Below are 26252 nucleotides of genomic sequence, written 5' to 3' on the forward strand. Positions count from 1 at the left end.
TGCGACAAGCCGCATTTCGGTGCGCTCACCCGCGGCGCAGGGCACGCCCGATCATGATGCCGAGGACCAGCCCACCGACACCGGCGGCCAGGGCCATGCCGTAGCGCTCGCGCAGCACCGGCCCCACCAGCTCACCGAGGTCGATCGCGTCGTCGTCGGAGGACTCCACTCCGCTGCGGACCGCGGCCCGCGTCGCGGCCGGGGCCAGGGGTGGGGCCTCCGCCCCGCTCGGCCCCGGTGTGGGCTCGGGCGTCGAGGCGACCTCAGATCGGGTCGTCTCCGTCGCCGTCTCCGCGATCGGAGCCGCTGAGGCGGGAGCCTCCGCCTGCTCGGTCCCGGTCGAGGCGGCCTCTGTGGTCTCCGTGGGTTCGTCGGTGCCGAGCGTGGACTCCAGGCACTCGACGAACTGGCCCAGCAGCTTGTCCGAGACGTCCTGCATGACGCCCCGGCCGAACTGCGCGGGCTTGCCGGTCACCACCAGGTCGGTGAGGACCTCCACGCTCGTGCCGTCACCGTCGGGCGTCAGCGTCATGGTCGCCGTGGCGTTGGCGGTGCCGTTGCCCCGCTTGTCCTTGCCCTTGCCCTCGATGACCGCCCGGTGGGCGACGTCGTCGCGCTCGAGGAAGGCGCCCTTGCCGGCATACTGCATCTGGATCGGCCCCAGCTTGACCTTGACCGTCCCGGAGAAGGTGTCACCGTCGGTCTCGGTGACCTTGGCGCCGGGGAAGCAGCCACCGACCTGCTCCAGGTCGGTGAGCAGCGCCCAGGTGCTCTCGGGGGAGGCGGGGACGCTGAACGTGTGGCGGAGCTCCATGCCCATCGGATCAGGCTCCTGCCGCGGCCAGCACCGCCCGGCGGGTGAGGACCCCCGCCAGGTGTCGGCGATAGTCCGCCTTTCCGTTGAGGTCCGAGGGCGGCTCGGTCCCCTCGCCGGCACGGGCGCAGATCTCGCTGATGGCCTCCTCGGTGGCGGGCTGCCCCGCCAGTGCCTGCTCGACGGCCGGAGCCCGCAGCGGCTTGGCGCCCATGTTGGTCATGCCGACCCTGGCCTCGGCGATCACGCCGCCCTCGGCCCGCACGGCCGCCGCGATCCCGATGATCGCCCACTGGTGGGAGACCCGGACGAACTTCTCGTAGTGACTGCCCCAGCCAGTGTGCTTGGGAATGGTCACTGCCGTGAGCAGCTCGCCGTCGCCGACGGCGGTCTCGAACAGGTCCACGAAGAAGTCGGCGGCGCTGACCTGCCGCGGTCCGACCACTCCGCGGCTCTGGACCTCCATGGTCGCGTCCAGCGCTAGCACGGGGGCACCGACGTCACCGGCCGGGTCGGCGTGCGCCAACGCCCCGCAGACCGTGCCGCGGTGCCGGATCTGTGGGTCGGCGATCTGCTCCACGGCCGTGTGCAGCAGGCCCAGGTGCTCGCGCACCAGGTCACTGTCCAGGACCTCCTGGTATGTCGTGGCGGCACCGATGCGGACCGCGTCACCGGTGTCGGTGATCCCCTTGAGGGACTCGATCCGGGAGATGTCCACGACCAGCTCGGGTGCGTTGAGTCGCATCCGCAGGACGGGTAGGAGGGACTGCCCGCCGGCCAGCACCTTGGCATCGTCGCCGTGCTCGGACAGCAGGGTCAGGGCCTCCTCGACGGTGGTCGGCGCTGCGTAGTCAAAGGGCGCGGGGATCACAGCGTGCCGCCTTCCGTCTCGGGGGTGTCCTGGTTGGGCGCCGACTCCTCGAAGTGCGGCGCTGCTGACTCGGTGAGCGGCTGGTGAGCGGCGCCCTGGATGGCGTTCCAGACCCGCTCGGGGGTGCACGGCATGACGATGTCCGTGACGCCCAGGGGTCGCAGGGCGTCCAGGACGGCGTTGACGACGGCCGGGGTCGAGGCGATCGTGCCCGCCTCACCCACGCCCTTGGCGCCGAGGTCGTTGGTCGTGGACGGGGTCACGGTGCGGTCGGTGACGAAGCTGATCGTGTCGGCCGAGGTGGGCAGGGTGTAGTCCACGAACGACCCGGTGATCAGTGTGCCCTGGTCGTCATAGACCGCCTCCTCCCACAGCGCCTGCGCGATGCCCTGGACCAGGCCGCCGTGGATCTGCCCGTCGACGATCAGCGGGTTGACGACGTGCCCGACGTCATCGACGCACACGTAGGAGCGCATCGTGGACTCGCCGGTCTCGGTGTCGATCTCCATCGCGCACAGGTGCGTGCCGTGCGGGTAGGAGAAGTTCACCGGGTCGTAGGTCGCGTCGGCGTCCAGTCCGGGCTCGGTGCCGTCGGGCAGGTCGTGCGCGGCGAAGACCCGCAGGGCCAGGTCGGTCAGCGCGACGCCCTCCTGTCCCTCGCCGGCGCCCTTGACCGTGAACCGTCCGGCCGAGAACTCCAGGTCGTCCTCGTGGGCCTCCAGTGCGTGGGCCGCCAGCGGCCGGGCCTTCTCGACCACCTTGCGGGAGGCGGCGATGACGGCCTGGCCACCGACCACCAGGGAGCGGGAGCCGTAGGTGTCCAGGCCCTTGTGGCTGATCTGGGTGTCCCCGTGCAGCACCTCGATGTCCTCGAAGGGCACGCCGAGCTCGTCGGCCACGATCTGGCTCCAGGCCGTCTCGTGGCCCTGGCCGTGGGCGGAGGAGCCAGTGATGACCTCGACCTTGCCCGAGGGCAGCATCCGCACCGACGCGTGCTCCCAGCCGCCGGCGCCGTAGGAGAGGGCACCGAGCACCCGGCTGGGTGCCAGGCCGCACATCTCGGTGAAGGTCGAGACCCCGATGCCCAGCTGCACCCGGTCCCCGCTCTCCCGGCGACGGGCCTGCTCGGCCCGCAGCTCGGCATACCCGAACAGTTCCTTGGCGCGCGCGGTGGCGGCCTCGTAGTTGCCCGAGTCATACTCCAGCCCGGCCACGGTGGTGAACGGGAACTCCTCGTGCTTGATCCAGTTCTGCTCGCGGACCTCCAGCGGGTCCCGCCCGAGCTCGGTGGCGAGCTCGTCCATCATCCGCTCGATGGCGAAGGTGGCCTCCGGTCGGCCGGCGCCGCGGTAGGCGTCGGTCCACGTCATGTTGGTGAAGACGTTCTGGCACTCGAAGCGATAGGCGGGGAACTTGTAGATCGCGTTGAACATGAAGGCGCCCAGGATCGGCACGCCGGAGGTGACCAGGCCCAGGTAGGCGCCCATGTTGGCGGTCAGGTGCACCTTGAGGCCGGTGACCGTGCCGTCGGCCCGGGCCGCGAGCGTCAGCTTCTGCCACTGGTCGCGCCCGTGGTGGGCGGACAGCAGCGACTCCGACCTGGTCTCGTTCCACTTGCACGGCTTGCCGGTGTGCCGTGCGGCCAGGAAGGTGATGACCTCCTCCGGGGTGACCTGCAGCTTGCCGCCGAACCCGCCACCCACGTCGGGGGCGATGACCCGGATCTTGGACTCGGACACCCCCAGGGTCAGGGCGAGCATGAGGCGCAGGATGTGCGGCACCTGCGTGGAGGACCAGAGCACGAACTGCTCACCGGTCGGGTCCACGACCACGCTGCGGGGCTCCATGAAGGAGGGGATCAGCCGCTGCTGGCGGAACTCGCGCTCGACGAGCACGTCGGCGTCGCGGATGGCGGCCTCGACGTCCTCGCCGGTGCCGGCCTCCACGGAGTCGAAGACCCACAGGGCCGACTCGTTGGTGCCCAGGTCGGGATGGGCGAGCACCTCGTCGGCGGCGGCCGCCTTGAGGTCGGTGACCGCGTCGAGCTCCTCGTAGTCAACGTCGACGAGCTCGGCCGCGTCCCGTCCCGCAGCCGCCGATCGGGCGATCACCACGGCCACGATCTCGCCGGAGAAGGCGACCCGGTCCACGGCGATCGCCGGGTGCGGAGGGGCCTTCTGCTCGGGCGTCACGGGCCAGGCGTTGGGCAGGGAGCCCTGCAGGTCCGTGACATCGGCTCCGGTCAGCACCGCGATGACACCCGGTGCGGCCTTGGCCTCGGTGGTGTCGAGGTTGGTGATGCGCGCGTGGGCGAACGGGCTGCGCACCATCGTCAGGTGCAGCATGCCCGGCAGCTGCATGTTGTCGGTCCACCGCGTGCGGCCGGTGATCAGCCGCTGGTCCTCCTTGCGGCGCCGGTCCCGGCCGACCTCGCGATTGCCGGTCTGGGGCTCCTCGGTGATCGTCATGCCTGCTCACCCCCCGTGCCGGCGTCGGCCGCCTGCAGGACCGCCCGGACGATGTTGTGATAGCCGGTGCACCGGCACAGGTTGCCCTCCATGTGCTGGCGGACGTAGTCCTCGTCGGGGGAGGGGTTCTCCCGCAGCAGGTCGGTGGCCTGCATGATCATCCCGGGGGTGCAGTAGCCGCACTGGAGGGCGTGACAGTCGCGGAAGGCCTCCTGGACCGGGGACAGCGTCTCGCCGTCGGCGACTCCCTCGATCGTGGTCACCTCGCCGCCGTCGGCTTGGACGGCCAGCACGTTGCACGACTTCACGCTGCGCCCGTCGAGGTGGACCGTGCAGGCACCGCAGTTGCTGGTGTCGCAGCCGACCACCGTGCCGGTCTTGCCCAGTTGCTCTCGTAGATAGTGGACGAGCAGAGTGCGTGGCTCCACCTCGTCCTGGTAGTTCACGCCGTCGACAGTCATGGAGATCTTGGTCACAGGGGCCTCCGGGGAGCGGGACTTCGTTGTCCCTGGTCATCCTTGCCTGCCGAGCGGGTTCCCGCAAGGTTTCGACGAGACTCACCGAAGTGTCCGCGAAACGTTGTCGCTGCCTCAGATGAGAAGGCCCGCGAATTGCGCGAGGCTCAGCGGGCAGGGACCAGGGGGTGTCGACGCGGTCGCGAGCTGAGGTCACCCAGCGGTCTGCCACGGGTTCCGCGGCGGCGTCCACGAAGGGTAAGGGCAGCGTGCTGCTGGTTGCTCGGAACTGGCCCTCTGGGTGGGGTTACGGGCACGAACACTTTCGGACCCTGGTTTTCGGACAGTGCCCGCCTGCAGGAACGGCCCTTCGTCATTGCCCTGTCCGGAAACGATCGTCACCGGACCGTGCGTTTTGGACCGTGGCCATGCCCAAACAGAATGTTATGGGGCGGCGCCCCCAGTCGTCTTGCGACTCTGCCGAGTTGCGGACGTCTCCTGCCACACATTCCAGTTTGATGTTCAGACCTTAGAGGGTCTAGAGTGGGGTGATGTGGAGCGTTGACATCGAGCTCATCGCGGGATGGCTCGCTTCGCTGGACCAAGGATCACGAGAGCAGGTCGTCGCTGCGATCGAGCTGCTCGAAGACCGCGGGCCCCAGCTTGGACGACCTGTCGTCGACACGGTAAGCCGCTCCCATCACCGCAACATGAAGGAGCTGCGGCCCGGGTCGTCGGGGAGGTCCGAGCTACGCATCCTGTTCGCATTCGACCCAGAGCGGCAGGCCATCCTGCTGATCGCTGGTGACAAGGCTGGCAACTGGCAACGTTGGTACAAGAAGAACATTCCCCTCGCCGACAGCCTGTTCGACGAGCACCTGCGCAGACTGGAAGGACAGTGAGCGACATGGCCAAGACCATCAGCGACTTCCTCACCGAGCACCCGGTGGATCGGGAGCAGGTCGAGAAGCACAAGCGGCGCATGCTCACCGAGGTGCGCGCCTACCGGCTGCGGGAGCTGCGTGAGGAGGCTGGGCTGACCCAGGCCCAGCTGGCTGAGCGAATCGGTGTCGGCCAGCGCCAGGTCTCGAAGATCGAGAACGGGGACCTCGACAGCGCCAAGATCGGCACCATCCGCAACTACCTCCAGGCGGTCGGCGGAGACATGGCGATCGAATACGTCATCGGGGACGACAGGGTTCAGGTCGCCTGATCTGGCTGAGCGGCCTACGCGCAACTGCCGCTGGTCGCGAGTCGCGATCGTGCCGAGGGCAGGAAGAGGACACGGAGCCGCGACACCCTTCGGAACCGCTGAGGTTGTGGGAACGTTAATAGATCATGTTGCCGCCCAGCATCGGCCGTGCCACTACCCTCGTTGCCAGATTCCGCGCTAGGGGTCGGATCGGTCGCGGGGTTGTGTTCCTGTCTCTGGCGATGGCGGGTCTCGTTCTCGCCGGATGCGAGACGAGCACGAGGGCAGAGCATCCCACGGTGCGATCCCGCGAGGTCGCCGAAGCGGACGGTCGACCGTGTCCCCAGGAATTGCCGATTGGGGACGACCCGTCCGGTTACGGCTTTGGCGTCGAGGAGTCTGCGAAGAAGCTTCCGAACCTTCTCGAACCGCAGGAGGCTTGGGTTTGCGGTTACTACTTCATGGATCATCTTGACGGCAGCAGCGCCGGATGGGAACGCGTGGGGCAGCTCGAGCCCGTCACCGCGGATGACCTACCGGACCTGCGTGCTGCCTTGGGTGACCTGGCCCTGGTGGGTCCTGTCCAACCCTGCACTGCGGATGCCGGACCGCGCTGGATGGTGGTGTACGCCCACGACGGCGATCTCACCGGAGTAGTCGTCGACGATTTCGGCTGTGGCAGCGTCCGACTGACCGACAACCCACACTTCACGCCACCTGGAGAATTCGATCAGGACGGTACGGTCGGTGGTGTTCTGGATGGCGGCGCGGCGGTTCTTGTCGCCCTCGGCCTTGGTCACTCGAACTGACGAGGATCACCTACAGCCCTGATTGTGCGCTTCAGCGCTCACTCATCTGCCGCATGCAGCGTGGAAGCACGCTCGCGCCGCAGGGTGGTAGCGGGTGTGACCGGGGTGGCGCGGACTACCGGGAGGTCGAAATGTGACGGTCGGGATACCTGCCCGGTCCTGACCTCTGGCTAAGTTGAGCCGCTCACCTAGTCAGGCCCCGTCCCCTCCATCTACTCGGGTGAAGACTTCCTCCGTGAACTCGACATGGTGCGGAAGGCCCGCGAGTTCTTCTGCGGTGATGGCCAGGTTCCGGTCCCGTGCTTCACGCTCCAACGTCTTCCAGTAACCGCGGGCCATCTCCTCCTCGGTGTGGTCATCGAAGGGGGCGTCAGGCCCGACAACCGTCAGGGCGTCTGCCTCCATCTCCTCCATGCTGGTCTCGGTCCACAACGCAGTTGACCCCCATCCTCGATCGGTGAGCAGAGGAACGCGCTCACCGTCATCCAACTCGATGGAGAGCAGGCACTTGGCATCCACCCGGGTCCGTCTCGGGTCCCCGACATCGACCCGGGTAACGAGTTCCATCACATCTCCTTGCTTCAGGGCTTCAATTTTCGTCCAACCGGAGGGTGCGGCACGAAGACGCGCAAACGGGCACATCGATATACCGAGGCAATCCTCCCGCACTGCCTTCCGGGGTGGTCGCGGTGGCCAGCCGCCCCACACACCGAACCGCCGAGGTCCCCTGGTACGGAGTTAGTGCCTCGCGGCACAGCATCATCACCCTTCCCCGTTTGCGATGCCCAGCGCCGTCTTCATCACCCCCACCTCGACTCGGCCAGACGTCCTGTTCTGCCGCGCTGGGACGACTTTCGCCCCGAGCCGGGCGCGACTTGAGGGCTCTAGCCGCGAGCACGGTGGCCCGCTACTGTTCAACCATGTCGCTAACAGGAGCAGCCGCCGTGCCCCGGCCCCCGGCCAGGGCACCTCACGTCGGGTGGTTAGTGCTCGCCGCAGTCGCCTACGGGCTGGTTGCCGTGGTCGCCTTGGCGCAGTTCGGAGGAACAACTACTGTTGAGGCTGGCGTGATGTTCTTCTCTGTGGCGGCCGTTGTGCTCGTGGCCGGCAAGGCCCGCCGCAGTCGGCGCGCCCTACTCCAGAAATAGGCCATACGGATAGAAGTGGCATTCGCGCGCGTACCTTTGCGTGCGCTCGCTCATGCCGCGGGGAGGTCATGTGGGGCTCGGCCCGTTCTGTCGCGCGCCCCTGCTCAGAACCTATGGTCCGAAAGTCAGCCGCTCAACACGACGCTCGGGATTCCGGACTAAAGTTTCGAGCAGTTGGGGGTGATGGTTCGAAAACGATCGTCACCGGACCGCAGGTTTGGAGCCAGGCCGCGCGGCAAACGGGATGTTATGGATCACCACGCCGACGCGCGCCGCCGTCAAGGTCGTGGCATCACTACTCTGCCGATGAGCGGCCTTCAAGTTTGTCCAGCAAGTGCGATCATATTTGTCTAGTTGGGGCGATCATGTTTGCATGGTTTGCGTGCCCAGCTCTGCTAGATTCGAGTCATGACCCTCAACTCGCTCGTGCCGCGGAGAGTGACCGGGCTGCTGGAGGACCTAGAGCGTGTCTCCTTTATGCGATCGGCGGGTGTTGACGTAGATGGCGGTGGCGGCGAGTAGGACGCCGCCGAGGAAGGTGCGGGCGTGTTTGTCGTAGCGGGTGGCGACGCCTCGCCACTGCTTGAGGCGTAGGTAGCTGCGTTCGACGGTGTTGCGCTCCTTGTAGGTGTCCGGGTCGAAGGCGGGTGGCCGCCCACCGCGGCTGCCCTTTGCCTTCCGGTGCGCGATCTGGTCACTGCGCTGCGGGATCGTGTGCGCAATTTTGCGCTGGCGCAACTGGTCTCGGGTGGAGGGATGGGAGTAGGCCTTGTCCGCCAGAAGCCGGAACGGTGCACGCGTCCCGGCTCGGCGGTAGTCATCGATCAGCGGGATCAGCTGCGGGTTATCGCCGGCCTGGCCGCCGGTCAGCCGGATCTGGACCGAGGCCGTGGCCTCATCGGCCAGGGTGTGGATCTTCGTGGAGAGGCCTCCACGGGAACGGCCCAGGGCGTGGTCAGCTGGCTCGGGCGGCGGATTCTGCGCCGCCACCGCACCGACGGTGAACGCCGGTCTGGCGCTGGGGCTCGGCGCCTTCTTCCTGATGCTAGCCCTGGGCGGCGGCTTCGGCGGGGTGGACAACCTCCCGGACGTGTTGCGTCAGGCAGGTGTGCTGCTGCCCTACGGCGCGGGCGTCGAGGCACTGGCTGCGCCCTGGACCGGCGAGGCGCCGGCCCTGCGCGACCTGGGTGCCCTGGGGGCCTGGACGGTCGTGGCCGGCGGGCTGGCCGGGCGGTTCTTCCGCTGGACGTAGGGGGGTGGCAGTGATCGGTAGAACGCACCAAGGTGCCTCCTGGAAGCGCCTGAGCACCGCCTCCACAAGCCAGGTGCCCGGCTCCCGCAGCGGGGGCCGGGCACCTGGCTCGGGTTCGGTTTCTTGGGGCTCAGTAGGCTGCGATCACAGCACACCACTTGTCGACAATGAGGTAGGGCTGACAGTGCTGTGAGATCCAGCCGCCGGTGACGTTGGCTCCGCCGGCCTCCCACCCGTGTTGCACGCCCTTGGCGATCCAGTCCTCGTCGTACGGGCCCATCAGGCAGGCAAACCGGCCCCCCGCAAGCTTGAACCAACTGTTGGTGCAGTCGCTCTTCTCCAGGATCATGCTGCCTGTCGGCTCTGTCCGCAGGTCGTCCCGCGACTCCTGGGCGGGGCCGCTCGCTGCGTGGTCAGGTGCTGCTGGCCCGGTGGCCGTTGCGACAGCCCCTGCGCTCGAAGCGGCGAGGCTGAGGGCAGCTGTGACGGTGATGAGAATCCTCTTCATGATGCCGTTCCCCCTTGTGGACGGTCGTGCCGGATTCGGCTTCTCTTGCTCCGTGTTCCACACCGTAAGCACGGCTTCTCGGACCTGTCCACCGGGCCAACGAGCGCCCCGCGACATAGCGCGCACGTCCTCGCAGGGCCGCGTCGGGTGCCGGCACGCGCGGCGCCACGCCGAGCCTCGCGACCCTCACAACGCGCTGACCTGCGAAGTCACACCAGCCCCAGAACTCCCTGGGCGCGCCCTGTTGTGTCTTGTGTCGAGTCGTGCCTATGATCCCTATATCTAGTAGTTACACACCTGTGGTTCGTCCACATGTTGTGCACAGGTTGGGGGGCGTGGCCCACACGTTCTCCACAGGTCGTCCCCAGCGCAGCACACAGGGCGACCAGCAGAAACACCCAGCAACACCACCCAAGCCCGACCACACGAGGAGGCCCGAGATGCACTGTCCGTTCTGTCGGCATACGGACTCTCGCGTGGTGGACAGCCGCGTCCAGGAGGACGGGACCGTCATCCGCCGCCGTCGCCAGTGCCCCGAGTGCGGGCGCCGGTTCGGCACGCTCGAGACGGCCACCCTCTCGGTCATCAAGCGCTCCGGCGCGACCGAGCCGTTCAGCCGCGACAAGGTGCTCTCCGGAGTGCGCAAGGCCTGCCAGGGGCGGCCGGTCACCGAGGACGCGCTGCAGATCCTGGGCCAGCAGGTCGAGGAGGCCATCCGCTCCCAGGGGCAGGCTGAGGTCGACGCCCACGAGGTCGGTCTGGCGATCCTGTCGCCCCTGCGGTGCCTGGATGAGGTGGCCTACCTGCGGTTCGCGAGCGTCTACCAGGCGTTCGACAGCCTGGAGGACTTCGAGGGGGCGATCACCCTGCTGCGCACCGAGCGGGACGCGGCAGAGCGTGCTCCCGACACGGCGGGGAGTATGCCGTAGGGCAGGGCAAACCTGCAGGTCACCGAGGGTGTCTGTCCCGTGGGAGAGGGACTGTCGGTGGGCGGTGGGACGGTGGTTGGGAGCCACCGGAGCAGGACTAGATGAGCAGCACGAGACGTTGAAACACATAGGTCAGCACACACAGAGGAGTCAGGAATCATGACGGAGACGAGCGCCGCACGCTCCCGTTCACGGCGGGCCGGCAAGGGCCTGAAGATCGAGCGCATCTACACCACCCCCGGTGTGCACCCCTATGACGAGGTGACCTGGGAGAAGCGTGACGTCGTCCAGCAGAACTGGAAGACGCAGGAGACGATCTTTGAGCAGCGTGGCGTGGAGTTCCCCGACTTCTGGTCGGTCAACGCCTCCACCATCGTCACGACCAAGTACTTCCGCGGGGCCCTGGGCACCGAGGCGCGCGAGACCGGCCTCAAGCAGCTCATCGACCGCGTGGTGCTGACCTACGTCAAGGCGGGCAAGGACCACGGCTACTTCGCCACCGAGCAGGACGCCGAGATCTTCGAGCACGAGCTGACCTACGCCCTGGTGCACCAGATCTTCAGCTTCAACTCCCCGGTGTGGTTCAACGTCGGCACCTCCAGCCCGCAGCAGGTCTCCGCGTGCTTCATCCTGTCCGTGGACGACTCGATGGACTCGATCCTCAACTGGTACAAGGAGGAGGGCTTCATCTTCAAGGGCGGCTCCGGTGCCGGGCTGAACCTCTCTCGCATCCGCTCCTCCAAGGAGCTGCTGTCCTCCGGTGGCACCGCCTCTGGCCCGGTGTCCTTCATGCGTGGTGCGGACGCCTCCGCGGGCACCATCAAGTCCGGTGGCGCGACCCGTCGCGCGGCCAAGATGGTCGTGCTCGACGTGGACCACCCGGACATCGAGGAGTTCATCGAGACCAAGGCGCGCGAGGAGGACAAGATCCGCGCGCTGCGCGACGCCGGCTTCGACATGGACCTGGGCGGCGCCGACATCGTGTCCGTGCAGTATCAGAACGCCAACAACTCGGTCCGCGTCTCCGACGAGTTCATGCGCGCGGTCGAGGACGGCGAGGAGTTCGGGCTGCGCTCGCGCAAGGACGGCACGGTCATCGAGACCGTCGACGCCCGCGAGCTGTTCAACAAGATGGCCAAGGCCGCCTGGGAGTGCGCCGACCCGGGCATCCAGTACGACGACACCATCAACGACTGGCACACCAACCCCGAGACCGGGCGGATCACCGCGTCCAACCCCTGCTCGGAGTACCTCTCGCTCGACAACTCCTCGTGCAACCTGGCCTCGCTGAACCTGCTGAAGTTCCTGCGCGATGACAACACCTTCGACGTGGAGAAGTACCAGGCCGTCGCCGAGCTGGTCATCACCGCGATGGACATCTCGATCTGCTTCGCCGACTTCCCGACCGAGCCGATCGGTGAGACCACCCGCAACTTCCGCCAACTGGGCATTGGCTACGCCAACCTCGGTGCGCTGCTGATGGCCACCGGCCGCGGCTACGACTCCGAGGGTGGCCGCGCGCTGGCCGCCTCGCTGACCTCGCTGCTGACCGGCGCCGCCTACAAGCGCTCCGCCGAGATGGCCGGTGTCGTGGGCGCCTACAACGGCTACGCCCAGAACGCCGACGCGCACAAGCGCGTCATGCGCAAGCACCAGGCGGCCAACGACGAGATCCGCACCCTGCACGGCATGGACTCCGACATCCACAAGGCCGCCACCAAGGCCTGGGACTCGGTCGTCAAGGTCGGCGAGAAGAACGGCTACCGCAACGCCCAGGCCTCCGTCCTGGCGCCGACCGGCACCATCGGCTTCATGATGGACTGCGACACCACCGGCATCGAGCCGGACTTCTCGCTGGTCAAGTTCAAGAAGCTGGTCGGCGGCGGCTCCATGCAGATCGTCAACCAGACGATCCCGCGCGCGCTGAAGATGCTCGGCTACGCCGAGGAGACCATCGAGGCGATCGTCGAGCACATCGCCGACAAGGGCCACGTCATCGACGCCCCGGGCCTGAAGACCGAGCACTACGAGATCTTCGACACCGCGATGGGGGAGCGGGCCATCAAGCCGATGGGCCACGTCCGGATGATGGCCGCCGTGCAGCCGTTCCTGTCCGGTGCCATCTCCAAGACGGTCAACCTCCCGGAGGAGGCCACGGTCGAGGAGATCGCCGAGGTCTACATGGAGGGCTGGAAGCTCGGCCTGAAGGCGCTCGCGGCTTACCGCGACAACTGCAAGGTCGGTCAGCCGCTGTCCGACGGCGGGTCCACCGCCAAGGACAAGAGCGCCGCAGCAGCCGAGGCCAAGGTCGAGAAGGTCGTCGAGTACCGCCCGGTCCGCAAGCGCCTGCCCAAGCGCCGCACCAGCCAGACCACGTCGTTCTCCGTCGGTGGCGCCGAGGGTTACCTCACCGCCGGCACCTACGACGACGAGACGCTGGGCGAGATCTTCCTGAAGTTCGGCAAGCAGGGCTCCACCCTGGCCGGCGTGATGGACGCCTTCTCGATCGCCGTCTCGATCGGCCTGCAGTATGGCGTGCCCCTGGAGACCTTCGTGGAGAAGTTCACCAACCTGCGCTTCGAGCCGGCCGGTCTGACCGACGACCCGGACGTGCGCATGTCGCAGTCGATCATGGACTACGTCTTCCGCCGCCTGGCGCTGGACTACCTGGACTTCGAGACCCGCGACTACATGGGCATCCACTCCGCCGAGGAGCGGGCCCGCGAGCTGGAGACCGGGTCCTACCAGGCCGGGTCAGGCTCGAGCGACTCCGACGGCGAGGACCTGGAGGACGAGCTGGAGTCCTACAGCCAGTCCGTGGCTCCCTCCACCAAGAGGGCGGAGAAGGCCGAGACCGAGGAGACGGCACCTGCGGCCGCCGTCCGCCCGGTCCAGGCGGAGGTGCACTCCTCGGCCGAGCTGATGGAGAAGTTCCAGGGCAAGTCCGCTGACGCCCCGATGTGTATGACCTGCGGCACCAAGATGCAGCGCGCCGGTTCCTGCTACGTCTGCGAGGGCTGCGGCTCCACCAGCGGCTGCAGCTGAGGCCCAGGGCCCCACGAGTTCCGCCGTGGTGCGGGGAGGTAACCAACCCACCCCGCACCACGGCGGCGCCATGTCCGGGGCAGATAGTGTGGGCCGGCATGACCACTCGGGAAACCCGCGGCGTGCTCAGGACCGCGATCATCAGCCTGGCACTTGTCGCCGGCGCGTGCAGCTCTGGTGCAGCCGATCCGGATGTCTCGCACGAGGGTCAGGTCGCCTACGCCTGCGCACTGGCCCATGACGTCGCGGAGGGGGACCCCGACATCGCCAACTGGACGGTGGTCGGTAACGAGGCGGACGACGTGGTGCGGCAGACCGTCGCCATGAGCAGCCTGGCCGGTGGCGGCGCTGGCTTCGTGCTGGCCGACCGGCCGGAGCTCAGCGACGCGGGTCATGCCTACTTCCAGGGGGTCATGCAGGCAGATGTGGCGGCGATGGAGGGCGCTCTTGCTGACTTCACCGCGGCCTGCGACGGCGTAACCGGTGAGGGTGACGTGTCCCAGGAGGGGCAGATCAGCTATGCGTGCGCCCTGGCCGACCACCTGGAGCAGGAACACGGCGTGGTCGAGTCCTGGGGGTCCCTGGGCGAGGACCACGGCTGGCACGAGAGCGCCAGCATCGCAGCCTTCCTCGGCGCTGCCAACGGCCAGCTGCTGTCGGCCCATGCCGACCTCTCGACAGCGGGCAAGGACCTTATGGACGGCGTGAGTCGACTGGACATGGACTTGGTCCAGTCCAGCCTCGACCAGATCAACCAGAGCTGCGAGCAGGAGTAGCCACGCCTCAGGAGATCGTCGAGCGATCGGTGAAGCGGTCACGGGGGTGTCCTATCGGGTGACGGCTGACAGAGCGCAGCGCTGTGGCCAGCGCCGTTCACCGCACTTTCCCGTCGTGTCAGGGCTTGTGCGCGTACCACCTGCTGGTTCACGATGGGCGAAGAGGTCAGCCGGAAGTCGGGGCGGATACGACCTTGGTCGGGGTTGCAGGGTGGGAAATCTAAGACGTTTGCCCGATGTGTCGGGGTGCCTTAGGCGGGGAGTCTGAGGTAGTCAGGGAGAGGGAGGGGAAGGTGCCGCACAACCAACGTGACTCGCGCCAACTCGCACAGTTGGCGAGGGAGGCGCACAGTCTGCCATGCCGGACCGAGCCGGATCTGTTCTTCGCCGAGCGCCCGCAGGACCTGGATCGCGCCAAAGCGCTGTGCGCCGGTTGCCCACTGCGGGAGATGTGTCTGCAAACGGCCCTCGAGCTGCGCGAGCCCTGGGGCGTGTGGGGCGGGGAGCTCCTGGAGAACGGCCGGATCATCCCGCACAAGCGACCGCGAGGTCGCCCGCGCAAGGATCGGACGGCAGCCTGAGCGGTTGGTCGGCTGGACTTTCGGGGGAAAAGTGATCAGAGTGGACTGTCCTCGTGACTGGGATCCTGCGACCTGGGGAGCCTGCAACAGACCCGCGCGATGAAGGAAGCCTCATGACTCTGACCCGCCGTCTCCTGGCACTGATCGTCGCCTTCTGCCTGGCTGTGACAGCCTGCAGCAACGGCGAGACCGACAGCCCGGTCGAGACCGACAGTGCACCGACGACCTCGGACGCGGCCCCGACCACGTCCGACGCCGAGGCCACCACGGTCACGGCCGCGCCACCGCCGTCACCATCGCCGGACACCGACGAGAAGACGGCGACAGCCGCTCCGTCGGACACCGAGAAGAAGACGGCGAAGCCGACCAAGGACAAGTCCGACGAGGACGAGAAGGACGACGAGGACAAGAAGGACGCGGCCAAGGAGGCTCTGCCCGACGGCACCATCACCGCCCTGCTGATCGGCTCGGACTCTCGCAGCAACGACTTCAGTGGCCGTTCTGATGTCATCGTCCTGGTGCAGCTCACCGAGGACCGCGAACACCTCAACCTGGTCTCGATCGCGCGCGACTCCTACGTCAACATCCCGGGGCAGGGCACGAACAAGATCAACGAGGCCTACGCGCGTGGCGGCATCCCGCTGCTGCGTCAGACCGTCTCTGAGCTGATGGGCGGCCTGGAGATCGACTTCGTCGCACAGACCAACTTCGACATGTTCATCGCGCTGACCCGCTGGATGGACGGCTTCTACGTCGACAACGAGCACTACTCCACCGTCACCGTCGGGTCGACCGGGCGCCAGGTCGTCTTCGAGGAGGGCCGCATCAAGCTGGAGAACACCGACGGCCTGATCTATGTCCGGGAGCGCAAGACTCTCCCGCTGGGCGACCTGGACCGCACCGAGCGCCACCGCGCGGCCCTGAAGGGCATGATGGAGCGCCTGGTGGAGATCCGCGAGGAGGAGCCGGAGAAGCTGCTCGAGCTGCTGCCGATGCTGCACAAGAACGTCAAGATCGAGGGCGACATCTCCGTCGAGCAGCTCATGACGATGGTCGACATCGGTGCAGACTTCAAGGACGAGGACATCACCTCGCTGATGGTGCCGGTGGCCTACTTCGACATGACCTCCGGCGGCATGTCGATCAACCGGCTCAACGAGGGCCGGACCAATGAGCTGGGCCAGGCGATGCGCGATGGCGGCGACCTGTCCGGGTATGTGGACAAGTACGGCACGTCGGAGGAGCTGACCGGACGCTGAGGAGTCGGCCCTGCAAGCTGAGCACGCGCAGGGGCGACACGCCATCGCAGGCCAGACCAAGCGGGCGTCAGCCCCACCTGGCAAGCTGCGGGTGTGCAGGAGGGACTTTACGAAGCGCTCGCCACAACAGGTCTGTTGGGGCGGATTGCTGAGCTGCCCGACGAGGTCAACACAGAGTTTGAGGCGGTTGAGTCAGCGGAGCAACCGCATGCCTTCGCCCGTCATGTGGCGGTCGTTGTCGAGCGCGTCCTGCGGGAAGTCCGCGATGACGCCGAACGGCTGGCCCTTGCCAACCGACTGCTCGCGGAGCTGGCTGCCGACGAGGTGGTGGCGACCCCCAGCCGGCACCTGACGGCAGTTCGGGGCCCGGTTGTGCCGGGCCATGCGCATAACAAGGGCACCCGGCCGGCAACGCCTCTGAGTGAGGCAGCCTTGCTGACGAACGCCAAGGGCGAGCCCAATCTTGGTGCAGAGCTGCGGGCCGAGTTGGGGGCCGCGGACGGGGTCGACCTGCTCTGTGCCTTTGTGAAGTGGCATGGCCTGCGGGTCATCGATGAGCAGCTCCGAGCACTCCGCGATCGAAGGGTGCCGTTCCGAGTGATCACCACGACCTACATGGGTGCCACGGAGCGTCGGGCCCTCGACCGACTCGTGCGTGAGTTCGGGGCGGAGGTGCGGATCCACTATGACGAGGCCACCACCAGACTCCATGCCAAGGCGTGGCTGTTCCATCGCGCCACGGGTTACGACACGGCATACGTGGGTTCCTCCAACCTCTCGCGTGCCGCCCTGTTGGATGGGCTCGAGTGGAACGTCCGCCTGTCCCGGGTGGGGACGCCGGCGCTCCTGGAGAAGTTCGGTGCCACGTTCGAGACGTACTGGAATGACCCAAGCTTCGAGCCGTACGACCCGGACAACCAAGACCAACGTGACCGTCTCGACGATGCCCTGTCTCAGGCCTCCGGACGCGGCGGGCCGAAGGACGGCGGCTGGACCATCTCGGGCCTTGAAGTTCGGCCCTACGCCTACCAACAGCACATCCTCGACACCGTGCAGGCTGAGCGCGAGCTCCACGGTCGGCATCGCAACCTGGTGGTTGCGGCGACCGGGACGGGGAAGACGGTCATCGCAGCATTGGATTACAAGCGGTTGGCCGATCCGGAGACGAAGCGCTATCCCAGCCTCCTTTTCGTCGCTCACCGCAAGGAGATCCTCGAACAGTCGCGCCGGACCTACTGCGAGGTGCTCGGCGATCCGAACTTCGGCGAGCTCTATGTCGATGGCAGCCGGCCCGAGCGGTGGCAACACGTCTTTGCCAGCATCCAGTCCCTGAACTCCTACGGCGTGAAGTCTCTGGAGGCCGCTGCGTTCGAGGTCGTGGTGGTGGATGAGTTTCACCACGCCGCAGCGACGACTTATCAGGGCCTCCTGGAACACATGCAGCCCCGAGAGCTGCTTGCGCTGACAGCGACCCCTGAGCGAGCTGATGGGTTCGACGTTCGGGCCTACTTCGATGGGCGAACTGCCGCCGAACTACGGCTCTGGGAGGCGCTGCAGGCTGGCATCCTCTGCCCCTTCCACTACTTCATGGTCTCGGACGGCACCGATCTCAGCACCGTTGCCTGGACTCGGGGACGCTATGACGAAGCATCTCTCCAGAAGCTCTACACGGGCAATGACGCTCGCGCCCGAGTGATCTTGAAGGAACTGGGTCACAAGGTGTCGGACGTGCACCAGATGAAGGCCCTCGGGTTTTGTGTGGGCGTTGCCCACGCCCGGTACATGGCACGGGTCTTCAACGACGCGGGCATCGCGGCGCGTGCCGTGAGTGGAGACACCCCTCGCGATGAGCGTAGAGACGCGCTCGCGGCCCTGCGATCGGGCACCGTGCAGGTCCTCTTCGCGGCGGACCTGTTCAACGAGGGCGTGGACATCCCCGACGTGGACACGTTGCTGTTCCTGCGCCCCACGGAGAGTGCCACTGTCTTCCTGCAGCAACTCGGCCGGGGCCTACGGTCTCGGCCTGACAAGCCGGTGCTCACGGTGCTGGACTTTGTGGGCAACCAGCGGCGCGAGTTCCGTTTCGATGCCAAGCTCAGTGCCCTCACCGGTCGACCGCGTGGACGCCTCCGTGCAGACATCGAGGAGGGCTTTCCGTACCTTCCCTCTGGCTCGCAAGTCGTCCTGGATGAACGATCTCAGGAGGTCGTGCTGGAGAACCTGCGCACGCAGATCTCGGCACGGTGGCCAAGCCTGGTCCAGCAGTTGGCCGCGATGGGTCCAGGGACGTCGCTCTCGACGTTCCTCGATGACTCCGGACTGGCGCTTGCCGACGTGCTGCGCCGCGGCCAGCGATCTTGGGCAGAACTGCAGGCGGACGCGACTCACAGTCCTGCCCTGACCCCGCTTGAGGTGAAACTCGGACGCCGGGCGCGTGCGCTTGCTCATGTGGATGACCCGCAGCGGCATCGCGCCTACGGCTCGATCCTGCAAGGTGCCTCCGCGGAGTACGAAGGTCTTTCGGGCATGGAGCGCAGACTCGCAGACATGCTCTTCTTCTCGCTCTGGCCGGACGGTGGCGGCTTTGACTCCGTGGGGGAGGGGCTGCGCAGCCTCGGGCAGTCCGACGTCGTCCGCGCCAGCACCTGGGAAGTCATCGACGAGGCCTTCGACCAGGCGGATCATCCAGTGCGGCCCTTGACCGGCCGTCTCGCCGACGTGCCCCTTCACGTTCACGGGCGCTATCAGCGTGAGGAGGTGTTGGCCGCTCTGGGCTACGCATCGACGGCGCGGAAACCGAACTCGTTCCGTGAGGGTGTCCTGTACGTGCCAGAGCTCAACGTCGATGCCTTCTTCGTGACGCTGCGCAAGACCGACGACAGCTTCTCACCGACGACGATGTATCGGGACTACCCCATCAGTCGGGACCTGTTCCACTGGGAGTCCCAGTCCGTGACAACGGCCGCGTCCAGGACTGGCCAGCGCTATCTCACCGGCACGTCGACTGTTCTGATCTTCGTGCGCGAGGAGAAGAAGGACGACTTCGGGACCAGCCCCTACCTGCTCCTGGGCCCGGCCCGCTACCTCTCGCACGAAGGGGAGCGCCCCATCGCCATCACGTGGCGTCTGGACGTTCCGATGCCGGCTGATTTCTTTGCCTCTGCGGCCGTGGCCGCGGGGTAGCAGACCTGACTGCGTCACTTCGCCCAGAATGACGCGCCCGAAGCAACAGAGGGGTGGTCACTGCTTTGAGCGCACGACCCCCGCTGGCGGCTGACCCTTCTGCAGCCGGTCGGGTGGTGATCACGGCTAGCCTGCGTTCGTGGACGAATCGCTGGTCATCTCCGCTGACCTGTACAGGTACTGGCACGTCGACTACCAGAACGGGTCCATCCGAATCGTCTGCCAGGACGGGCAGATCTTCGACGACAAACTCGAGCCCAGACATCAGCGCCAGGATTCTCAGGTCGCGACGTCCACGTTCGACTGGGAGAAGTGGTGGATATGGTCGACCACGACGAGAAACGACCTCATCCTCACCGAAGGGTTCAACCCCGCTTCCCCGCCCCCGCTCAACGGCAGGCCGTCTGTCTACCTCGACCAGAACCGGTGGAGGACCGTTGCCGACGTTCTGCACGACCCGGCCCGTGTGAAGGATCCTGACGAGCTCCGCGCAGCTCAAGACCTCATCCGACTCGCCAACGACGGCGGCATTGTCCTGCCGCTATCAACGGGGCACCTTCTCGAGACCGCCGGTCTACACGGCGACCGACGTTACGAGGTGGGCGTGGCCATGGCTCACTTGGCTGGCGGGTGGCAGATCCGGCACCCGCTGGACCTGTGGCAGCACGAGGTCGAGCTGTCCATCCGACGGCACCTAGGCCTGATGGAGAACGCACCCGTCCTGCACCCCATCGTGACCGAGCCCGGCGCGCTCTTCGGCAAGGACACCTCGTTAGGCATCACTGATGAGACCCCGGACTCGGACAAGTTCATGGCGATGTTGACCATGCCGAGCGTCATCCTCGATGTGCTCATCGACCCAGAGCGGATGCCGAAGAACCCACTCACGAAGTGGGTCACCCACCACACCGCCATCACTGCGCAGATTCATGCGGAGCACCAGCCGAAAGAGCAGCGTCGTCGGCTCGCCAGGCGTCGCTACTGGAACGAGAACATCGGCTACTACACCGCGGCGTACCGGCGTCTGTCGTACGCCGCAGACTTCCCGACGTTCAGCGACGGTGAGTTGGCACGCCTGTTCGCTGAGTCGCGCATGGTTGGCCTGGTGTCCGAGCTCTTCATCCGCCGGTTCATCGACCACATGAGCAAGTGGGGCCGTAACGATCTGGTCGATATGTTCCACCTGTCCAGCGCCGCCGGGTACGCCGACTACGTGTGCGCTGAGACTCACACCGGCACACAACTCCGAGACGCGCAGCGCGCGCTCGGGCGTCCGCAGACGGTCTTCACCACGCTGAGCGAGCTGGTCACCGCAGTTCGCAGCGACGGTGCCCGAGCCGAATCCGAACGAGCCAGTCCCGACTAGACCGTTGCGCCGTTTCGGGCGCTGCGGTGCTTCGCCAGCGACCAGCCCGTGGTTGACGGCGAGATCGCACGTCGCCATCGTGTCGGCGGCGTGCGTCAGACTGGTCTTATCGGTGGTGACACACGAGCGGAAGCGGAAGGTTGGACGAAGCAGAGTTCGCCAGGCAGTTGGACCTCGGGCGCGAGAACGCTCGCATCATCGAGCTCGCTGCGAACCACTGCCGGCACATGCGGTTCGTGGAGTCCGGCGGCCGCGGGATGCTCGAGGAGATGTCCGGGCTTCCGTTGAATTCGCGGCGGGTGGAGTGCCCAGTCGCGATCGGGAACATGTCCGGTATGCAGTTGGACCACGTCACGTTCGGGTTCTACGGCGAGCACTGCGTGGGCTGCGACATGCGGGACCCGACGGGCCGCCTGCCGAACCTCGAAAGTGAGGCTCAGGAACGTCAACAGCGGACCCAGGCCGAGGAAGCAGAGCGGGCTGAGGAGTTGCGAGTCCGGGGTGTTGCGCGAGCCGGGCGGGTGGAGCGCCGACGGAGCTTGCGGGCCACGGCGGACCCGGCCATCGCCGGCATCCTGGATGACCTCGATGTTCTTGATCCGGATCCGGCCGTTGAGGCGGATCCCGACGCGACTGCAGCAGCACGGCGCCGGCTGACGACAGTCGCTGGTCGTGCGGCGGACCGATTCGATGAGCGCATCATCGACGAGCTGTTCGATGCGGTCGAGAGCGTCGGGCTGGCGGAGCTGTTGGAGCCGTTGCGGCACCTGACTGCGCGACGCCCCGAGCTCGCCGGACGCCTGGTGGCGGCTGCGTTGGGAGCCTTGCGGGGGTTCCCGTCGCTGGAAGCAGGGCGCTGCCTCACCGACCACCCGGAACTCGTGGACGCCGGCACGGTCGATGATGCGGTTATCTGGTCGGTTGTCGCCCTGGCGGGGTCGAAGACACCCGACGAACATCATCTGTCGGGCCCGATGTCCGTGGTCCAAGCCAACGACCCAGGACCGTTGCGGGTCCTCGCGGAGCTGTGCCCGGACAAAGTGACGGCGCAGTTGGGCGGCATGCTTCCGCGGCCGGCCGTGACGGGCATCATTGTGAGCCCGGCGCACCAGCCGCGACGGGTCTCCGACTTCGACCGGCGAGCCGCCGGTGGCGCGATCGAGCATCTCGCGAGCACTCACCTCGAGCTTGCAGTCGATCTGCTGCCGAGACTGACGGTCTCCCTCGGCGTTCCGCCGGAGGACAGCTACGACCCGGGCACGGTCGGTACCGCGGAACGGGCACTCGCACGGATGTTCATTGCGGCACCCGTCCGGGTCGCCGGACTGCTGGAGGATGCAGGCCGGCACGCGTCGAAAGAGACCCGCAACGGTCTCGTCGGCTCGGTGCGGTATGCCCTGGACATGGTCGACACCGAGTACGTCCATCGTCAGCCCCACGATCCGGTGACCACGCCCGAGGAAGCGGAAGCGGTTACCGACGCGGCGTTCGCGTTCCTCCTCGCGCGCACCGATGAATCGTGGGGCCACGAGGTGACGTTCTCGGCAGCCGAGTCCATTGAGCGGATGGGCCGCTGGCACGGCGACGCCTTGGCAACGCACCTGCACGCAACCCTGGGTGCCTTCGTCACGCTCACCCGGCACCGGCTCACCGACAAGCCGACTGTGCTCACCTCGACCGCACCACCGGACCCGCTCGCGGGAATGGAGGCGTGGTCGCGCAAGAACAGCCTGTACCAGTCGGCCCGACGCTTATTGAGCGCGGTCGAGTCCGCATCATCGACCGACCCGTTGGCGGTGTGCGAAACCATCACGGCGCTCATCACCAACGAACGCGACAGCGACCTGGGGGCCGACGTCGTGTACCCGCTCCTGGCCACGCTGGGCGAGGTTGGTCGCCGTCACGGAAACCAGCCCAGGGTGCTGCAGGCCATCCTGCCGACACTGCACACCTACCTGGTCGATGCCGAACCCGGCCCGCGGTCCGCGGCGCTGGAGGCCTGGACCACCATCGGTGGAACCCACGCGCTCCCGTCAACAGTTGCGAATCTGCTCCCAGCGCTGGTCTCGGACGCGTACGTCGTCATGGTGGAAGCGGTCCTCGCGGCCTCGTGCCGGCTCCCGTGGCCGGACGAGGAGTCCCGACTGCGGTTGGCGTTGCACGCTGCGACGGTGATGGAGAACATCAATGTCTCCGAGCACCTGGAGACGTTCCTGACTTCGATCTCGGCGCTTCGGCACCATGTGCCGGACCTCGACGCACTCGCCGCACTTGAGAAGAAGGCCCTGGCTCGGATCCCGGAGCTCGAATGGCATCAGGCCATTAAGGTGATCGAGCAGCCGTGGCAGCCGGATGCACGGGTCACCTCCGAACTCGCGGCGTTGTGGCTGGCGCTCGCACCCAGGAACACCTACGGGCTCCGGCAGCGCGACGAAGCCGAGGAGGCGCTCAACGGCCTCCTCGACTGCGGCGTCGGCCTCCTCGGGCTGCATGCGGCCGACATCATCAACGTCGGTGCGGCACATTCACCGGAGTCGCACTACGGGTCGATGGAGTACGCCGAGGTCCTCGCCCGAGCCGAACGTCGGGCCGATGTCGCCGCGCTGCTCGAGGACGCGCTGACTCGTCTCCCGGACGAACCGTCCCGCAGCGCGCAACGTTCCGTCGTCTCGCTCGCGGCCGCGGTCGGGCGACTCCACGTGACCCTGGAACCGGACGTGCCGGATGACGCGAAGGTGCGCGCCGCGGTAAATGAGGTCGGCGCTGCCATCGGCAATTGCCTGGGTCACACCGAGGACGACCTGCGGTGGCTGCGGCCCTTTGCGAAGGCTGCCGTGGTGCGGGCCGCCATCATCTGCACCTTGCTCGACGTTCCGACCCCCACCGAGATCACCGTGGGCTTGACAGACGCCCCCGCCGGCGAGGCCGCGGACGGGTCGACCGAACCGAACGACCCGGCCGAGAGGTTCAGAGCCCGCGCGCAGCGGCTGCGTGGCCTCGTCGCTGACTTGGAACGTGGCGGCAGGTCGACCGGGACCGCAACCCATGACGGCATCGTCATCACCGCACGGCTGCTCGACGCTGTCGCGCACTTCCTCGACGCCGAAGCCGCCGACCTGAACGCCGACACCACTCAGGCCACTGCGCACCGGACCGCAGCAGCACGCCGCGCCGCCGCCATCGACCTGACCACCTACCGTGACGACGACCCGCTCCTCCCCCGCGCACGAGACCTACGGGCCGTCCTCGCGGCCGATCCCGACCCGGCCGCACCCCTCGACCTGGACACGGTTCTCACCGCAGCGGCCGGTCTCCCGGCACCGTTGCTGTTCATCCGCTCACCCGAACGTCAGCACGGTTTCCGGCCATGGACGCCGCCTGCCGAACCCGAGCCAGACAGTCCGACAGTCGCTGTCGCCCTGGTCTCGATCGACGACACGCTCCTTACTGGACCCGCCATCGTCGACCCCGCCCTTACCCACACCCTGACCCTTCAAGTACAGACCGACCCGTGGCCAGCGTGGGTTGAACGCCTGGACGCCGAGCTCATCAGCACCCTGAACGACACAGAGCTCCAGCGGCCCGCGCTCACCTGGCAGCGCCACCAGCACACCGGCGACCCGGACACCTACGAAGGAACTGGCAGCCTCCACGTACGGTACGCCGTCCCCACCACCCAGCACGCACCGCCGATTCTCGTGCGCCTCACCTGGCGCGGCACCGACGAGCACGGAAACCCGAAGGCCCAGCCCCTCGACATCGCCGGCCACCGTGAGTTCCGTGTCCGCCCCTACGATCCGGCCCGCGACGCCACCACCCAGTACGAGGTGTTCGACGAGCACCTCCTTAGCATCTACGAGAACCTCGCCGCTGCCGGCTACCCGCACAACCAGCTCCAGCCGTTCGCCCGGCTCCTCAACGCTGTCTCCCGCGCGGGGCTGGCCATGACGTGGAACAAGAAGTACCGCCGCGGCCAGTACGTGAGAGAACGCCGGTTCCACGACGACCTCCACGCCGCCCTCCTTGCCGACCCGACCCTCGAGGGACGAGTCGAACGCGGCACGGCACTCGGTCACGGGTACCTCGACACCCGCCACGACGGCATCACCGCTGAGCTCAAGGTCGCCCGCGACCAACCTGTGACACCTGAGTCCGCCACCAAGTACATCGGCCAGCCCACGCAGTACGCCGCCGCCGACGGCGCACGTCTCTCCATCCTCGTGGTCCTCGACATGAGCCGAAAGGTCCTGCCCATTGGCACCCCCGAGAACTACCTGTTCGTCCTCGGCCCCCAGCAGCACGGGATGGCCAACCCGCACTCCCCCAGCGTCGTCGTCACCCTTGTCATCAACGGCAACCTGCCAGTGCCCAGCAGCTGGTCGCGCCGCAAGACCCCGACCACCGGCAACCCCTGACCCGCCACGCACAAGCCGGTTGTCGGCGACAGGAAAGACCGGGCCGTAGGCAGCGAGGTGCGTCCTACCGCCGCGACCCGACGTGGTCCTTTGCGCGGCGTAGCGTCGTGGGATTCGACAACCTCGTCGCGCCTCGTCCGTGCTGGCGGCGGGCACCGACTGGGCGGGGATCCAGGTCGCCGTAGGAGGCGACCATGTCTACCACGACCAGCTCCACGGCGACACTGCCGTTCCAGCCGTCCTCGATGAGCCCCGCGCAGCTCGCGGCGGTCTCGTTCCTGGCGCGGTACTCCGGAGCCACCCACGCCCTGTACCGGGCACAACTGGGCCGCTGGTTCGCCTGGTGCGAGGCCAACGGGCTGGACCCACTGCTCGGGATACAGCGAGCGCACGTCGAGCTGTACATCCGCGAGCTCGGAGACGTCGGCCTGATGGACTCCTCGGTGAACACGATGATGCACGCCGTCCGGGGCTACTTCCGGTTCGCGCACATCGACGGCACCATCCCCGGCGACCCGGCCGTCTACGCCCGGCTCCCGAAGATCCACCGGGACGAGTCCCGCACCCAGGGCCTGGACCGGCTGGAACTGATCCGCTTCCTCCAGGTCGCCCAGACCATCACCGTCCACCACGGCGCACTGGCCTACCTGCTCGGGATCAACGCCCTACGGGCCTCCGAGGCCGCAACTGTGCGGATCGAGGACTACACCGACGTGCTGCGGGGCCACCGGGTGCTGCGCCTGGTCGGTAAGGGGAACAAGCCGGCCACAATGCCGCTGACCGTGCCCGTGCTGCGGGTCCTGGAGGCATGCCGAGGAGAGCGCACCACCGGCCGGCTGGTCCTGCGCCCACTCTCGGGCCAACCGATCGACCGCCGTGATGTCTACCGGATGGTCCAACGCATCGCGAAGACCGCGAAGATCCCCCGGCACATCAGCCCACACTCGCTACGCCACGCTGCCATCACCAACGCCCTCGACGCCGGCGTGCCCCTACGTGACGCCCAGATCCTGGCCCGGCACGCTGACCCCAGAACCACCGAGCACTACGACCGAGCCCGCGGCAACCTCGACCGCCACGGCGTCCACTTCCTCACCGCCTACGTCGCCGGCGTCTGATTCTGCCCATGGTTCACGGCCGGCGGCAGTTCCGCCCAGAGGGACGCAGCAGACAGACATCTC

The 26252-nt window shown here is 67.3% G+C and carries 20 protein-coding genes and 1 pseudogene; 14 read left to right on the plus strand and 7 right to left on the minus strand.

Annotated elements, in window-relative coordinates; translation table 11 throughout:
- Positions 1-25 precede the first annotated feature (25 nt).
- From DPQ65_RS02965 to DPQ65_RS02980, 4 genes are read right to left on the minus strand one after another with little or no spacing between them, the layout of a single operon-like run.
- Positions 26-820, minus strand: coding sequence for an SRPBCC family protein (locus DPQ65_RS02965; RefSeq protein WP_238146648.1), 795 nt, complete (start codon positions 818-820; stop codon positions 26-28).
- A gap of 4 nt (positions 821-824) precedes the next feature.
- The gene (locus DPQ65_RS02970; protein WP_114905899.1) at positions 825-1685 is read right to left on the minus strand and encodes an FAD binding domain-containing protein; all 861 of its coding nucleotides are present in this window, start codon (positions 1683-1685) and stop codon (positions 825-827) included.
- A complete protein-coding gene (locus DPQ65_RS02975) occupies positions 1682-4153 on the minus strand; it encodes a xanthine dehydrogenase family protein molybdopterin-binding subunit (RefSeq protein WP_114905900.1) in 2472 nt (823 codons plus the stop codon). Before DPQ65_RS02975 ends, DPQ65_RS02970 begins: the two co-directional genes overlap by 4 nt.
- Positions 4150-4629: a (2Fe-2S)-binding protein gene (locus tag DPQ65_RS02980; RefSeq protein ID WP_272947629.1), complete on the minus strand. Its 480-nt coding sequence runs from the start codon at positions 4627-4629 to the stop codon at positions 4150-4152. The genes DPQ65_RS02975 and DPQ65_RS02980 overlap by 4 nt, the downstream gene beginning before the upstream one ends.
- Positions 4630-5159: 530 nt before the next feature.
- Here DPQ65_RS02980 and DPQ65_RS02985 point away from each other — a divergent pair.
- The 3 genes from DPQ65_RS02985 to DPQ65_RS15475 all read left to right on the plus strand — a co-directional run bounded on the left by DPQ65_RS02985 (position 5160) and on the right by DPQ65_RS15475 (position 6609).
- Entirely contained in the window at positions 5160-5510 is a 351-nt protein-coding gene (locus DPQ65_RS02985) for a type II toxin-antitoxin system RelE/ParE family toxin (protein ID WP_114905901.1), read from the plus strand.
- A gap of 5 nt (positions 5511-5515) precedes the next feature.
- On the plus strand, positions 5516-5821 hold the full coding sequence (locus DPQ65_RS02990) for a helix-turn-helix domain-containing protein (RefSeq protein ID WP_114905902.1): 306 nt from the start codon (positions 5516-5518) through the stop codon (positions 5819-5821).
- Between the two features lie 278 nt (positions 5822-6099).
- Entirely contained in the window at positions 6100-6609 is a 510-nt protein-coding gene (locus tag DPQ65_RS15475) for a hypothetical protein (RefSeq protein ID WP_162801986.1), read from the plus strand.
- A gap of 192 nt (positions 6610-6801) precedes the next feature.
- Here the strand turns inward: DPQ65_RS15475 and DPQ65_RS03000 are convergent, their stop codons facing one another.
- Complete coding sequence (locus DPQ65_RS03000; RefSeq protein ID WP_114905904.1) at positions 6802-7176, minus strand: hypothetical protein; 375 nt, start codon at positions 7174-7176, stop codon at positions 6802-6804.
- Positions 7177-7529: 353 nt separating this feature from the next.
- Here DPQ65_RS03000 and DPQ65_RS03005 point away from each other — a divergent pair, with 353 nt between their 5' ends.
- Positions 7530-7757: a hypothetical protein gene (locus tag DPQ65_RS03005; protein ID WP_162801987.1), complete on the plus strand. Its 228-nt coding sequence runs from the start codon at positions 7530-7532 to the stop codon at positions 7755-7757.
- 459 nt (positions 7758-8216) lie between these two features.
- Here the strand turns inward: DPQ65_RS03005 and DPQ65_RS03010 are convergent.
- Positions 8217-8723, minus strand: a pseudogene (locus DPQ65_RS03010) (IS5 family transposase); the annotation flags it as partial.
- Between the two features lie 34 nt (positions 8724-8757).
- On the opposite strand from DPQ65_RS03010, the gene DPQ65_RS03015 reads away from it, so the two are divergent.
- On the plus strand, positions 8758-9009 hold the full coding sequence (locus DPQ65_RS03015) for a hypothetical protein (protein ID WP_114905906.1): 252 nt from the start codon (positions 8758-8760) through the stop codon (positions 9007-9009).
- 130 nt (positions 9010-9139) lie between these two features.
- On the opposite strand, the gene DPQ65_RS03020 is transcribed toward DPQ65_RS03015, so the two are convergent.
- Positions 9140-9517: a hypothetical protein gene (locus tag DPQ65_RS03020; RefSeq protein WP_114905907.1), complete on the minus strand. Its 378-nt coding sequence runs from the start codon at positions 9515-9517 to the stop codon at positions 9140-9142.
- A 440-nt stretch (positions 9518-9957) separates the two neighbouring features.
- On the opposite strand from DPQ65_RS03020, the gene nrdR reads away from it, so the two are divergent.
- From nrdR to DPQ65_RS03065, 9 genes are all read left to right on the plus strand, one after another.
- Positions 9958-10446, plus strand: a complete 489-nt coding sequence (gene nrdR, locus DPQ65_RS03025; protein ID WP_114905908.1) for a transcriptional regulator NrdR — start codon at positions 9958-9960, stop codon at positions 10444-10446.
- A 159-nt stretch (positions 10447-10605) separates the two neighbouring features.
- A complete protein-coding gene (locus DPQ65_RS03030; protein ID WP_114905909.1) occupies positions 10606-13491 on the plus strand; it encodes a vitamin B12-dependent ribonucleotide reductase in 2886 nt (961 codons plus the stop codon).
- Between the two features lie 98 nt (positions 13492-13589).
- Positions 13590-14267: a hypothetical protein gene (locus tag DPQ65_RS03035; RefSeq protein ID WP_162801988.1), complete on the plus strand. Its 678-nt coding sequence runs from the start codon at positions 13590-13592 to the stop codon at positions 14265-14267.
- A 293-nt stretch (positions 14268-14560) separates the two neighbouring features.
- On the plus strand, positions 14561-14848 hold the full coding sequence (locus DPQ65_RS03040) for a WhiB family transcriptional regulator (protein ID WP_238146649.1): 288 nt from the start codon (positions 14561-14563) through the stop codon (positions 14846-14848).
- A 113-nt stretch (positions 14849-14961) separates the two neighbouring features.
- Positions 14962-16107 carry an LCP family protein gene (locus DPQ65_RS03045; RefSeq protein WP_114905912.1) on the plus strand — a complete coding sequence of 382 codons (1146 nt, stop codon included), beginning with the start codon at positions 14962-14964 and terminating at the stop codon, positions 16105-16107.
- Positions 16108-16632: 525 nt separating this feature from the next.
- Complete coding sequence (locus DPQ65_RS03050; protein WP_420330064.1) at positions 16633-19290, plus strand: DUF3427 domain-containing protein; 2658 nt, start codon at positions 16633-16635, stop codon at positions 19288-19290.
- Between the two features lie 139 nt (positions 19291-19429).
- The gene (locus DPQ65_RS03055; RefSeq protein WP_114905914.1) at positions 19430-20656 is read left to right on the plus strand and encodes a hypothetical protein; all 1227 of its coding nucleotides are present in this window, start codon (positions 19430-19432) and stop codon (positions 20654-20656) included.
- Positions 20657-20796: 140 nt separating this feature from the next.
- Positions 20797-25071, plus strand: a complete 4275-nt coding sequence (locus DPQ65_RS03060) for a hypothetical protein (RefSeq protein ID WP_114905915.1) — start codon at positions 20797-20799, stop codon at positions 25069-25071.
- 194 nt (positions 25072-25265) lie between these two features.
- Positions 25266-26189, plus strand: a complete 924-nt coding sequence (locus tag DPQ65_RS03065) for a tyrosine-type recombinase/integrase (protein ID WP_114905916.1) — start codon at positions 25266-25268, stop codon at positions 26187-26189.
- Positions 26190-26252 lie beyond the last annotated feature (63 nt).

The sequence above is a fragment of the Ornithinimicrobium murale genome (assembly GCF_003352835.1).
GTDB lineage: Bacteria > Actinomycetota > Actinomycetes > Actinomycetales > Dermatophilaceae > Ornithinicoccus > Ornithinicoccus muralis.

Excerpts from the sequence above, each read along its gene's own strand:
- DPQ65_RS02965 (WP_238146648.1), bottom strand. The coding sequence starts at position 820 with ATGGGCATGGAGCTCCGCCACACGTTCAGCGTCCCCGCCTCCCCCGAG.
- DPQ65_RS02975 (WP_114905900.1), bottom strand. The coding sequence starts at position 4,153 with ATGACGATCACCGAGGAGCCCCAGACCGGCAATCGCGAGGTCGGCCGG.
- DPQ65_RS02985 (WP_114905901.1), top strand. The coding sequence starts at position 5,160 with ATGTGGAGCGTTGACATCGAGCTCATCGCGGGATGGCTCGCTTCGCTG.
- DPQ65_RS02990 (WP_114905902.1), top strand. The coding sequence starts at position 5,516 with ATGGCCAAGACCATCAGCGACTTCCTCACCGAGCACCCGGTGGATCGG.
- DPQ65_RS03000 (WP_114905904.1), bottom strand. The coding sequence starts at position 7,176 with ATGGAACTCGTTACCCGGGTCGATGTCGGGGACCCGAGACGGACCCGG.
- DPQ65_RS03005 (WP_162801987.1), top strand. The coding sequence starts at position 7,530 with ATGTCGCTAACAGGAGCAGCCGCCGTGCCCCGGCCCCCGGCCAGGGCA.
- DPQ65_RS03020 (WP_114905907.1), bottom strand. The coding sequence starts at position 9,517 with ATGAAGAGGATTCTCATCACCGTCACAGCTGCCCTCAGCCTCGCCGCT.
- nrdR (WP_114905908.1), top strand. The coding sequence starts at position 9,958 with ATGCACTGTCCGTTCTGTCGGCATACGGACTCTCGCGTGGTGGACAGC.
- DPQ65_RS03030 (WP_114905909.1), top strand. The coding sequence starts at position 10,606 with ATGACGGAGACGAGCGCCGCACGCTCCCGTTCACGGCGGGCCGGCAAG.
- DPQ65_RS03035 (WP_162801988.1), top strand. The coding sequence starts at position 13,590 with ATGACCACTCGGGAAACCCGCGGCGTGCTCAGGACCGCGATCATCAGC.
- DPQ65_RS03045 (WP_114905912.1), top strand. The coding sequence starts at position 14,962 with ATGACTCTGACCCGCCGTCTCCTGGCACTGATCGTCGCCTTCTGCCTG.
- DPQ65_RS03065 (WP_114905916.1), top strand. The coding sequence starts at position 25,266 with ATGTCTACCACGACCAGCTCCACGGCGACACTGCCGTTCCAGCCGTCC.